Source organism: Lysinibacillus pakistanensis (assembly GCF_030123245.1).
Lineage (GTDB): Bacteria > Bacillota > Bacilli > Bacillales_A > Planococcaceae > Lysinibacillus > Lysinibacillus pakistanensis.
In genome coordinates this window covers 4,612,087-4,624,101 of record NZ_CP126101.1, presented here as the reverse complement: position 1 = coordinate 4,624,101, position 12,015 = coordinate 4,612,087, and the positions used below count along the sequence as shown (strand labels likewise).

The window sequence follows — 12,015 nt, the reverse complement described above, 5'->3', positions numbered from 1 at the left end:
TTTTATCGTAGCAACACTTCTCAGTACTTACGATGATTTTTCGTTTTGTTGCAAAAAAAATAGATTTTGTTACAACATTCTTTGATTCAGTAAAATTAAAGTCAAAGTTTTTACACCTATAGATTTTCAATTGTTGTTTAAGGCAATGATTATAAATTTGACTATTAAAAACAATTGACAAATTAAAGTATAACGTGTTGTATTTTTTGTGTAATTCCTCATTCACACTCCTTCTAAAAATCACAGACAGTAACCTGTCTCCAAAGTAGGTGACACAATTGAATGGGATTTAAAGTATGTGCCTGCTACCAGTTCCACAAAAAAAGGATGTGTCGATTGCTGAATCCTTAATAAATAGTTTAATAGTTTTATACAAAATTTTCGCTCTATCTTTTAGAAGAAAGCCAAGCGTCAGCGGAGAATGTTTTCTGTAGCAAAAGCAAAGTGACAGCTACAATTATATTATTGAGCCTGTAAATTTGGAAATATATACAGTCAATATGATAAATGGTAGAATAGTGAAAATATTAAAGGGGGTAATTAATTGAATATACTCAAAAAATGGTCAGTTGCTGTTTTTGTACTCGTAATGTTATTTAGCATTCAGCACCAAGTAGCAGATGCGGTTGATTATCGAACAGTGAAGGTTGTAAGTGGCTCAAGCTTGCTTGTGAGAGAGTCACCGAATGAAGCTTCCAATTCCATCGGTAATCTATCTAAGGATGAATTTGTGATAGAGTTTTCTTCCTCAAATGGTTGGTCTCATATTCAAGCGGGAGATGTAAAGGGATATGTTTCTTCCTCTTTTTTAAGTGTTCCATCCTCAACGATTAAAATCGCAAATTCTAAAAGTGGCCTCGTTGTAAAAGCTAAGCCATCTCCTTCGGCCTCAACATTAGCTACATTAAAGTATAATATGATCGTTGAAGACTATGGATCAGTAGGAAACGGTTGGTCTTATGTGCAATATGGTAATGTGGTAGGCTATGTTAAATCCGATTTTATTGGGCAGACTAAAACAACGACAAAGTACGTTAATACAAGTAGTGGGGTTATCGTTCGAAATATTGCCAGTCAATCAGGAGCTTCAGTAGGTTCATTAAGTAATGGTACACAGGTAACTGTACATGCCACATTAGTAGGTTGGTCCTATGTGACCGCTGGTAATATCAAAGGATACGTAGTAGCTAAATTTTTATCCACAAAGAAACCTATAGTTCCTTTCAATAATATTAACTTTAGCTTGACTATTCGAGATGTAGAGAAAAATGAAAAATCAAATTTTATACAAAAACTTCAAGACGGTAGAAACACTTATTTGGTCTATGAAACGACTAAATATGGATATTCAGCAATATTGACATACACTTTTATAGGTGGGCAATTAGAGTATATTAGCTATGACTTCCTTCCTGAACAAAATAGTTATGACACATGGAATCAAATGACCACTATACATACCCGACTACAAGTAGGAGGGATAGCAGAATTTGGTGATGATTATGAATTTTCCTATGAAAAATATAGAAATTTGTTTACAAGCTGGGAAAGGAATAGTTATATGGCTTTAATCGCTGTGCATGATGATTATCTTTATACTTCAGCAAAATTAACATATTATCGCAAATAAAATTTCGCTTTGGAATGGAAACTATTGAAACTCTGCTATTATAAATCCTATGGCAGGTATTTGTAGTTCATTTTTCACTTTGTTCAAGTGTGATGCTATGTAGACAAATTCTATAATACTTTCGTTTTAATTGTCTGATGATTTGTATGGCTAAGTTAATGGTGTCTTGTACATAATCAAGAAATAGATACGTTCTTTAATTAATCCCTGTGCTATAAGGTATTACAACTAAGTCAGTAGTCTATGATTAAGAAAATAACGGGAAAAGCTTAGAATCCTTGATTTAAAAGGGTTCTAAGTTTTTTTGATATTGCAAAAATTAATTTATATAAAAGAAAAGTCTTGAAGAATTGTAATGGCAAGTTTTTCGCTTATCATTTGAAACTGATATAGCTTGATTTTCAAGATTAAAAGAATAATAAGAGCTTATTTTATAAAACATGAACATTAAATAAGTATTTTACCCGAACTTTCGTATTTTTTTCACAAAAAATGTTCGGAAATAGGGTTGAAATCTGAAAAATGAAATGATATATTACGATTGTAAATTAAATAAGTCGTCGTATAATGTCGGGAATAAGGCCCGTGAGTTTCTACCAAGTTACCGTAAATAACTTGACTACGATTTTAGTTATATATACGAATGTATAGACACTAATATCTTTCACACAATACAGGTGATGAAATATCGTAGACATGCGACTAGTAGTAGAATAGTCAGTGTGTCTTTTTTGTTTTCGATATTGAAGACGACCAACGGAGGATTTCTTTCAAATGAAAAAATATTTCATGTTCGATGAATTAGGAACGAATTATCGTCGGGAATTTCTTGGTGGCTTCACAACGTTCTTAGCAATGGCTTACATTTTAGTAGTAAACCCATTAACATTGACATTAGCAGATGTGAAGGATTTACCAGATGCATTACGTATGGATTATGGGGCAGTATTTGTTGCAACTGCTGTGTCAGCAGCAATTGGTTGTTTTATTATGGGGCTCTTAGCGAAGTATCCTTTGGCTTTAGCGCCTGGTTTAGGGCTTAATGCATTTTTTGCTTATACAGTGGTACTAGTTAATGGTAGCCCATGGCAACATGCTTTAGCAGCAGTATTTATTTCAGGTGTTTTCTTCTTATTATTAACATTAACAGGTTTACGAGAAAAATTAATTAATGCTATCCCTATGGAATTAAAATTGGCGGTAGGTGCTGGTATTGGTTTATTCATTGCATTTATCGGCATGCAAAATGCTAAGATTATTGTTAATAATGATGCAACATTAGTTGGTATTGGTAATTTACGTGATCCCCAGGTATTACTAGCGATTTTCGGCATTATTGTTACAGTTATTCTGATGGTACGTGGAATTAAAGGCGGCGTATTCTATGGTATGGTAATTACTTCAATTGTAGGTATGATTACTGGACAAGTTGGGTTACCAGAAAGAGTTTTTTCAGCACCACCTAGTATTTCACCAACATTCGGTGCATTATTCAGTGCCTTTTCTGATCCAAGCTTCTATACATTATCTATGCTGTCCGTAATTTTAACTTTCTTATTTGTTGACTTCTTTGATAATGCAGGAACATTAATGGCAGTTGCGAACCAAGCAGGATTAGTGAAAGATAATCGTTTACCCCGCGCTGGTAAAGCTTTAATTTCTGATTCAATTGCAACGATTGTAGGTTCCATTTTTGGTACATCTACAATCACATCTTATGTAGAATCCTCTTCAGGTGTAGCAGCCGGTGCACGTTCAGGTTTTGCTTCAATTGTGACGGGATGTTTATTCTTATTAGCACTCTTCATCTCTCCATTGTTAGGAGTTATTACTTCAGCTGTTACTGCTCCCGCATTAATTATAGTTGGAGTCCTAATGGTTGCTTCTTTAGGTCAAATTGCTTGGAATCGTTTTGAAATTGCTGTACCGTCATTTTTAACAATGATAATGATGCCACTAACTTACTCAATCGCAACAGGTATTGCAGTAGGCTTCATCTTCTATCCATTAACAATGATTATTAAAGGAAAAGCAAAAGAAGTAAATCCGATTATGTATGTGTTTGCGGTCATCTTCTTATTATATTTAGCAACTTTATAAACAAAGGACTGTTCACAAATTTTGGTTTTAACCATATTTGTGAACAGTTTTTTTATTGATTTAGTTAATTGATTACTATTCATTTTAAAGATGTATATATAGGAAGTAATTTAATTTATTTAGCTATTAAACTTCACAGAATTATTTTTCTTTTTAAATACAGTTGCATTACTAGAAGATTAATGATATATTTTAAAACGTTGTTACAAAAGCAAACGACAATCTTGAAAAATATTAACACAAACAGTTGACATAGAGTTAACACTGTGTTAAAGTATAGAAAGTCACTTAAATGTGACGAGTTAATGAACCTTGAAAACTGAACAAGCAAAACGTAATCAATATAGTTTTTAGTAGCTAGCTTTTGCTAGTGAACAAAACAAAAATTTTGGACATCAAAATTGATGCCAGCAAAACAATTTGAGCTAATCAAATTTCTTTTATGGAGAGTTTGATCCTGGCTCAGGACGAACGCTGGCGGCGTGCCTAATACATGCAAGTCGAGCGAACAGAGAAGGAGCTTGCTCCTTTGACGTTAGCGGCGGACGGGTGAGTAACACGTGGGCAACCTACCCTATAGTTTGGGATAACTCCGGGAAACCGGGGCTAATACCGAATAATCTATGTCACCTCATGGTGACATACTGAAAGACGGTTTCGGCTGTCGCTATAGGATGGGCCCGCGGCGCATTAGCTAGTTGGTGAGGTAATGGCTCACCAAGGCGACGATGCGTAGCCGACCTGAGAGGGTGATCGGCCACACTGGGACTGAGACACGGCCCAGACTCCTACGGGAGGCAGCAGTAGGGAATCTTCCACAATGGGCGAAAGCCTGATGGAGCAACGCCGCGTGAGTGAAGAAGGTTTTCGGATCGTAAAACTCTGTTGTAAGGGAAGAACAAGTACAGTAGTAACTGGCTGTACCTTGACGGTACCTTATTAGAAAGCCACGGCTAACTACGTGCCAGCAGCCGCGGTAATACGTAGGTGGCAAGCGTTGTCCGGAATTATTGGGCGTAAAGCGCGCGCAGGCGGTCCTTTAAGTCTGATGTGAAAGCCCACGGCTCAACCGTGGAGGGTCATTGGAAACTGGGGGACTTGAGTGCAGAAGAGGAAAGTGGAATTCCAAGTGTAGCGGTGAAATGCGTAGAGATTTGGAGGAACACCAGTGGCGAAGGCGACTTTCTGGTCTGTAACTGACGCTGAGGCGCGAAAGCGTGGGGAGCAAACAGGATTAGATACCCTGGTAGTCCACGCCGTAAACGATGAGTGCTAAGTGTTAGGGGGTTTCCGCCCCTTAGTGCTGCAGCTAACGCATTAAGCACTCCGCCTGGGGAGTACGGTCGCAAGACTGAAACTCAAAGGAATTGACGGGGGCCCGCACAAGCGGTGGAGCATGTGGTTTAATTCGAAGCAACGCGAAGAACCTTACCAGGTCTTGACATCCCGTTGACCACTGTAGAGATATAGTTTCCCCTTCGGGGGCAACGGTGACAGGTGGTGCATGGTTGTCGTCAGCTCGTGTCGTGAGATGTTGGGTTAAGTCCCGCAACGAGCGCAACCCTTGATCTTAGTTGCCATCATTTAGTTGGGCACTCTAAGGTGACTGCCGGTGATAAACCGGAGGAAGGTGGGGATGACGTCAAATCATCATGCCCCTTATGACCTGGGCTACACACGTGCTACAATGGACGATACAAACGGTTGCCAACTCGCGAGAGGGAGCTAATCCGATAAAGTCGTTCTCAGTTCGGATTGTAGGCTGCAACTCGCCTACATGAAGCCGGAATCGCTAGTAATCGCGGATCAGCATGCCGCGGTGAATACGTTCCCGGGCCTTGTACACACCGCCCGTCACACCACGAGAGTTTGTAACACCCGAAGTCGGTGAGGTAACCTTTTGGAGCCAGCCGCCGAAGGTGGGATAGATGATTGGGGTGAAGTCGTAACAAGGTAGCCGTATCGGAAGGTGCGGCTGGATCACCTCCTTTCTAAGGATTATTTCGGAATACAAACCTTGGGTTTGTAAGATTACGTTTTGCGTTCAGTTTTGAAGGTTCATTCTTTTTCGAATGAAATACTTCAAAACTTGTTCTTTGAAAACTGGATAAAACGACATTGAAATTGTAACAAACACATTTATTTTTTAAGTTTTTTATAGGCTTAATAACATTAAAAAGGTTTCGATAGTTTTTATCGGAAGCTGTAGGTTAAGTTATTAAGGGCGCACGGCGAATGCCTTGGCACTAGGAGCCGAAGAAGGACGGCACTAACACCGATATGCTTCGGGGAGCTGTAAGTGAGCTTTGATCCGGAGATTTCCGAATGGGGGAACCCACTACGTTTAATCGCGTAGTATCTTGACGTGAATACATAGCGTCTTGAAGGCAGACCCAGGGAACTGAAACATCTAAGTACCTGGAGGAAGAGAAAGAAAAATCGATTCCCTGAGTAGCGGCGAGCGAAACGGGAAGAGCCCAAACCAAGAGGCTTGCCTCTTGGGGTTGTAGGACACTCTATACGGAGTTACAAAAGAGCGAGTTAGATGAAGCGACTTGGAAAGGTCCGCCAGAGCAGGTAAAAGCCCTGTAGTCGAAAGTTCGTTCTCTCCAGAGTGGATCCTGAGTACGGCGGAACACGTGAAATTCCGTCGGAATCCGGGAGGACCATCTCCCAAGGCTAAATACTACCTAGTGACCGATAGTGAACCAGTACCGTGAGGGAAAGGTGAAAAGCACCCCGGGAGGGGAGTGAAAGAGATCCTGAAACCGTGTGCCTACAAGTAGTTAGAGCCCGTTAATGGGTGATAGCGTGCCTTTTGTAGAATGAACCGGCGAGTTACGATTACGTGCGAGGTTAAGCTTTAGAAGGCGGAGCCGCAGCGAAAGCGAGTCTGAATAGGGCGAAATAGTACGTGGTCGTAGACCCGAAACCAGGTGATCTACCCATGTCCAGGGTGAAGGTAAGGTAACACTTACTGGAGGCCCGAACCCACGCACGTTGAAAAGTGCGGGGATGAGGTGTGGGTAGCGGAGAAATTCCAATCGAACTTGGAGATAGCTGGTTCTCTCCGAAATAGCTTTAGGGCTAGCCTCGTGATGAGAATACTGGAGGTAGAGCACTGTTTGGACTAGGGGGCCATCCCGGTTTACCGAATTCAGACAAACTCCGAATGCCAGATATTTATACACGGGAGTCAGACTGCGAGTGATAAGATCCGTAGTCAAAAGGGAAACAGCCCAGACCACCAGCTAAGGTCCCAAAGTAATCGTTAAGTGGAAAAGGATGTGGCGTTGCACAGACAACCAGGATGTTGGCTTAGAAGCAGCCATCATTTAAAGAGTGCGTAATAGCTCACTGGTCGAGTGACGCTGCGCCGAAAATGTATCGGGGCTAAACGATTCACCGAAGCTGTGGATTGACATCTACGATGTCAGTGGTAGGAGAGCGTTCTAAGTGCGTTGAAGTCAGACCGGAAGGACTGGTGGAGCGCTTAGAAGTGAGAATGCCGGTATGAGTAGCGAAAGACGGGTGAGAATCCCGTCCACCGTATGACTAAGGTTTCCTGAGGAAGGCTCGTCCGCTCAGGGTTAGTCGGGACCTAAGCCGAGGCCGATAGGCGTAGGCGATGGACAACAGGTTGATATTCCTGTACCACCTCCTCACCGTTTGAGAAATGGGGGGACGCAGTAGGATAGGGTAAGCGCGCCGTTGGTTGTGCGCGTCCAAGCAGTAAGGCGTGTGTGTAGGCAAATCCGCACACTGTAACGTTGAGCTGTGATGGCGAGTCCGTATGGACGAAGTTCCTGATTTCACACTGCCAAGAAAAGCCTCTATCGAGGTGAGAGGTGCCCGTACCGCAAACCGACACAGGTAGTCGAGGAGAGAATCCTAAGGTGTGCGAGAGAACTCTCGTTAAGGAACTCGGCAAAATGACCCCGTAACTTCGGGAGAAGGGGTGCTCTTGAGCGTGCAAGCGCATGAGAGCCGCAGTGAATAGGCCCAGGCGACTGTTTAGCAAAAACACAGGTCTCTGCAAAACCGTAAGGTGACGTATAGGGGCTGACGCCTGCCCGGTGCTGGAAGGTTAAGAGGAGTGGTTAGCGCAAGCGAAGCTGCGAATTGAAGCCCCAGTAAACGGCGGCCGTAACTATAACGGTCCTAAGGTAGCGAAATTCCTTGTCGGGTAAGTTCCGACCCGCACGAAAGGCGTAACGATCTGGGCACTGTCTCAACGAGAGACTCGGTGAAATTATAGTACCTGTGAAGATGCAGGTTACCCGCGACAGGACGGAAAGACCCCGTGGAGCTTTACTGTAGCCTGATATTGAATTTTGGTACAACTTGTACAGGATAGGTAGGAGCCAGAGATCTCGGAGCGCCAGCTTCGAAGGAGGCGTCGGTGGGATACTACCCTGGTTGTATTGAAATTCTAACCCATGCCCCTTAGCGGGGCAGGAGACAGTGTCAGGCGGACAGTTTGACTGGGGCGGTCGCCTCCTAAAAGGTAACGGAGGCGCCCAAAGGTTCCCTCAGAATGGTTGGAAATCATTCGTAGAGTGTAAAGGCACAAGGGAGCTTGACTGCGAGACCTACAAGTCGAGCAGGGTCGAAAGACGGGCTTAGTGATCCGGTGGTTCCGCATGGAAGGGCCATCGCTCAACGGATAAAAGCTACCCCGGGGATAACAGGCTTATCTCCCCCAAGAGTCCACATCGACGGGGAGGTTTGGCACCTCGATGTCGGCTCATCGCATCCTGGGGCTGTAGTCGGTCCCAAGGGTTGGGCTGTTCGCCCATTAAAGCGGTACGCGAGCTGGGTTCAGAACGTCGTGAGACAGTTCGGTCCCTATCCGTCGTGGGCGTAGGAAATTTGAGAGGAGCTGTCCTTAGTACGAGAGGACCGGGATGGACACACCGCTGGTGTACCAGTTGTCTTGCCAAAGGCATCGCTGGGTAGCTATGTGTGGACGGGATAAGTGCTGAAAGCATCTAAGCATGAAGCCCCCCTCAAGATGAGATTTCCCATTACGCAAGTAAGTAAGATCCCTCAAAGACGATGAGGTAGATAGGTTCGAGGTGGAAGTGTGGTGACACATGGAGCTGACGAATACTAATCGATCGAGGACTTAACCAATATGTTTGAAGCATTCAATGCGCCGTTTATTCAGTTTTGAAAGAATAACATCTTTCATGAGAACTTCAAAATTTAGTTTATTTTGAAACTTAAATAAAGGAACTTCTGCTAAGAACGCAACATCCATGTTGCAACGCAGAAGCCAGCACATCCATGTGCAAGTCTAGTGATGATGGCAAAGAGGTCACACCCGTTCCCATACCGAACACGGAAGTTAAGCTCTTTAGCGCCGATGGTAGTTGGGGGCTTCCCCCTGTGAGAGTAGGACGTCGCTAGGCATTTAAAAAGTCGAGGATTTATTCCTCGGCTTTTTTCTGTGAAAATAAATAATGCCTTTGTTTTTTGAATATTATTAAGTGGACTAGGTCATTCTATAAATAACGAAAAAAGCCAATGAGAAAGCAAAGGTACCTGTCGGAAGGTATCTTGGTTTATAACTTTTGGTTTTTGGTTAAACTAAACCAATTGTGGTTCTTTATATGGCTCCTTGTTCAGTAGCATGGAGTAAATAATTCGAAGCATTCGATGCGAAATCGCAACGAGTGCTTTTTTCTTGCCTCTTCGTGCTGCGAGTGACCAATATTTGTTCGCTAACCAACGATTTCGACTTCTTGAAACTGCCCAAGCTGCCTCACACATGGCCGATTTAATGTGTGGATTTCCCTTAATAGAACGCGTACTTTTTCTTTTTCCTGCACTCTCATGATTACCAGGAGATACGCCTGCCCATGAAGCAAGGTGTTGTGATGTGGGAAACTGATTCATGTTTACACCAATTTCTGCAATGATAACTGCGGCAGTATCTTTTTTTATACCTGGAATTGTCATTAATAATTGAAGTTCTTCATGATAATTTTGTAATAGTTGATTAATCCGTTCTTCAATTTCTAAAACCAATGACTCCAAATATTCAATGTGTCGCCAAGATTGGCGAATAAGAAATATTTGATGTTCATTGAGTGTTCCAAATAAAGAATCGGTAATCAATTGTTTTTTAGGGGCTAACCTTCCATGAATATTCTTTTCGACATCGGCTTCATCTACATAACCTTGTTCAATTAATCGATTTAGTAATTTACGCCCGGATACGCCAAATACATCTGAAATCACAGTACTTAGTTTGACATTTGAACTTTCTAATACTTTTTGAATGCGATTCTTTTCAGAAGTTAAATGGCCAATCCACTTTTTCCGAAGTCTTGTTAAATCTCTGAGTTCTCGAATCTCCACGGGTGGAACAAAACTCTTTTCAATCAAGCCATGACGTAATAACTTCGCAATCCATTCTGCATCTGAAACGTCTGTTTTTCTGCCAGGAACGTTTTTGATTCGTTGGGCATTCGCAAGTGTAATATCAAAAAAGTCCTCCAAAATATTAAATACAGGTTTCCAATACACACCCGTACTCTCCATCGCAATATGTGTAACTTCATGGCTTTCTAACCATTTCAATAGACGAAACAAATCTTTCGTGAGCGTAGGGAAAGTTTCTGTTTCTTGATATACTTCGTTTTCGTGTCTCCCTTTTAAAACGCAAGCAACAATTGTCTCAGAATGCACATCTAAGCCTGCACAATTCTTAATAAATACCTCCATAAAAATCACTCCAAACAATAAAGATCACAAACAGTGAGTGAATTTGAAAATAAGCATTTTTCTGTACGTAGTCATCCTACTATCAAGTGGAGCTAACAAAGGGTTGAACACCAAATTCACTCAAACAGTTTTATGCCCAGGGTCTAAGCCACCAAAAAAAGCCGCGTCTTACATCCTGTTTGTGTCACTACCATTATGGACAGGAGGAACTTATTTTCATGCCAGGGTTGGGAGAAGAAAGCTCATGATTGTTTTATTTATGTGTAAATTCTGCAGTGCTATAATTATTTAAAAGGATGTAGCAGTAATAGTTACGGTTAGCATTATACTAGAAACAAATAGAAAAACTAATATGACTTAGACTTATAGAACTAATGAACAGATAGGCAGAATATTATATGGAATCTTAAATATCATTTTAAATCGTTCTTTCTCTCTATATAAGATATTGAAAAAATTATTGTCAAAGGAAGTTGAAAAGCAAGAGCCTTACTAGCTAAATATCCAATGATCTGGAGGCATGAACTATGAGGCGTTATATTTTTACTGCAATCTCTATCTTGTTATTAATAGTAACATTCTTTATGTTTGGCTATGATCCAACAAAATGGTATGGAAAATTTTATAATTTCCTAAGCATTTTTACACCATTTGTATTAGGTGGATTAGGAATACTCAGTGCGATTTTTGGCATTAAGGGTGATATACGTAAGGTACTTATTGTGCTCAATGCTTTTTTGATGATCCTTTTTCTAGGTGTATATTTAATAAGAATATTCGGTTTCCAAAAACTATAATTATAACCTGCAGAGTTTGTAGCTGCAGGTATTTTTAGTAAATCTAAATTTTAAATATTACTTAAAATTAATTATAAATAAGTACTTATTGAATAATCTTTAGGTATAATGGAATTCAAACTAAGAAAGTTAAAAGGATAGGAATTTGAAAGGAAGAAGAGTTTGGGAAAAAGACAAATTTGGTATGAGGTAGAAGAAAATGAGTCAATTGAAGATTGTTTGGCTAGAATGCGTCAAGATGGTTTTATAGCAGTTGGTAGAAAAGAAGAACCGATTTTTCACTTAGTTAACGGGGAACCAACGTATTTACGTCAAAAAATACAATTTAAAGCAATGGTCTATCAAGATTCTGAGTAGATTTGACTAAAATCCGAACGTTTGCAAATGACTAAAATAAAATGTTCGCATTTTTACATTGACGATAGTGAAATCACTTGTTAAAATGTGAGAAGGAAAAACAAATAAGGTCCCACATATATGCTAGAGGATTGGCTCTAGTGTCTCTACCCGGCACCGTAAATGCTGGACTATGCGGGAAAGCGCTTTTGGCATGTTACGGAAGGTATATGTACAGAAATGTACTTTTGCATATTCTTTTCTTAATAAGTCCTCAAGTAAACTGCTTTCACGTGTAGGGTAGAGTAGTTTATTTGGGGATTTTCTTTGTTTAACTTATTTCAGCGGATGTTGGACACCCGCTGAAATGAGTTAAAGCCTCCGGCGGATGTCACGGAAATCGGACAGGAGTTAATAAAG

Annotated in this window: 5 protein-coding genes, 3 rRNA genes and 2 riboswitches; of the genes, 7 read left to right on the top strand and 1 reads right to left on the bottom strand. The window is 41.0% G+C overall.

The window, feature by feature from the left end; translation table 11 throughout:
• Nucleotides 1–544: 544 nt before the first annotated feature.
• The 5 genes from QNH24_RS23030 (at nt 545) to rrf (ending at nt 9,144) form a co-directional block, all read left to right on the top strand.
• Nucleotides 545–1,630 (top strand): SH3 domain-containing protein, encoded by a 1,086-nt coding sequence (locus QNH24_RS23030; protein ID WP_283869713.1) that lies wholly within the window; start codon nt 545–547, stop codon nt 1,628–1,630.
• A 540-nt stretch (nt 1,631–2,170) separates the two neighbouring features.
• Nucleotides 2,171–2,272, top strand: a riboswitch (purine riboswitch).
• A 132-nt stretch (nt 2,273–2,404) separates the two neighbouring features.
• Nucleotides 2,405–3,730, top strand: coding sequence for an NCS2 family permease (locus QNH24_RS23025; protein ID WP_283869712.1), 1,326 nt, complete (start codon nt 2,405–2,407; stop codon nt 3,728–3,730).
• A 439-nt stretch (nt 3,731–4,169) separates the two neighbouring features.
• Nucleotides 4,170–5,721, top strand: a 16S ribosomal RNA gene (locus QNH24_RS23020).
• A 217-nt stretch (nt 5,722–5,938) separates the two neighbouring features.
• Nucleotides 5,939–8,866 (top strand): 23S ribosomal RNA (locus QNH24_RS23015).
• 162 nt (nt 8,867–9,028) lie between these two features.
• Nucleotides 9,029–9,144: ribosomal RNA gene (rrf, locus tag QNH24_RS23010) — 5S ribosomal RNA — on the top strand.
• Together the 16S, 23S and 5S rRNA genes form the textbook arrangement of a ribosomal RNA operon.
• A 178-nt stretch (nt 9,145–9,322) precedes the next feature.
• On the opposite strand, the gene QNH24_RS23005 is transcribed toward rrf, so the two are convergent.
• A complete protein-coding gene (locus QNH24_RS23005) occupies nt 9,323–10,462 on the bottom strand; it encodes an IS110 family RNA-guided transposase (protein ID WP_283869711.1) in 1,140 nt (379 codons plus the stop codon).
• Nucleotides 10,463–10,989: 527 nt separating this feature from the next.
• On the opposite strand from QNH24_RS23005, the gene QNH24_RS23000 reads away from it, so the two are divergent.
• Together QNH24_RS23000 and QNH24_RS22995 are read left to right on the top strand one after the other, a co-directional pair.
• Nucleotides 10,990–11,259, top strand: coding sequence for a hypothetical protein (locus QNH24_RS23000; protein WP_283869710.1), 270 nt, complete (start codon nt 10,990–10,992; stop codon nt 11,257–11,259).
• Nucleotides 11,260–11,421: 162 nt separating this feature from the next.
• The gene (locus tag QNH24_RS22995; RefSeq protein WP_283869709.1) at nt 11,422–11,616 is read left to right on the top strand and encodes an NETI motif-containing protein; all 195 of its coding nucleotides are present in this window, start codon (nt 11,422–11,424) and stop codon (nt 11,614–11,616) included.
• A 94-nt stretch (nt 11,617–11,710) separates the two neighbouring features.
• Nucleotides 11,711–11,809, top strand: a riboswitch (purine riboswitch).
• The last annotated feature ends 206 nt before the right edge of the window (nt 11,810–12,015 follow it).

Excerpts from the sequence above, each read along its gene's own strand:
- QNH24_RS23025 (WP_283869712.1), top strand. The coding sequence starts at position 2,405 with ATGAAAAAATATTTCATGTTCGATGAATTAGGAACGAATTATCGTCGG.
- QNH24_RS23005 (WP_283869711.1), bottom strand. The coding sequence starts at position 10,462 with ATGGAGGTATTTATTAAGAATTGTGCAGGCTTAGATGTGCATTCTGAG.
- QNH24_RS23000 (WP_283869710.1), top strand. The coding sequence starts at position 10,990 with ATGAGGCGTTATATTTTTACTGCAATCTCTATCTTGTTATTAATAGTA.